This window comes from Microvirga pakistanensis, assembly GCF_004458765.1.
Taxonomy (GTDB): domain Bacteria; phylum Pseudomonadota; class Alphaproteobacteria; order Rhizobiales; family Beijerinckiaceae; genus Microvirga; species Microvirga pakistanensis.
In genome coordinates this window covers 1-223 of sequence record NZ_SPJX01000501.1, presented here as the reverse complement: position 1 = coordinate 223, position 223 = coordinate 1, and the positions used below count along the sequence as shown (strand labels likewise).

Genomic DNA, 223 nt, shown 5'->3' with positions numbered 1-223 from the left:
AGGACGACGACGAGGCTTACGAGGACGGGCCCGTGACGCAGCCCGTTCCCCGCGCCGCCCTGCGGCCGGAGCCGGCCTCGGCTCGCGTCGCGCCGGCTCCGGGCGCACCGAAACCCGGCCGGCGCATGGCGCGCGAGGCACAGCCCTCGCTCTTGGACGACAGCAATTATCAGCTGCCGCAACTGAACCTGCTCGCGGAGCCCAAGAAGTCGTCGGCCCCGCT

The 223-nt window shown here is 73.1% G+C and carries 1 protein-coding gene; it reads left to right on the top strand.

Going from position 1 to position 223, the window contains the following annotated elements:
• The coding region (locus E4K09_RS22375) for a hypothetical protein (protein ID WP_134499911.1) at positions 1 to 223 on the top strand (223 nt) is incomplete at both ends.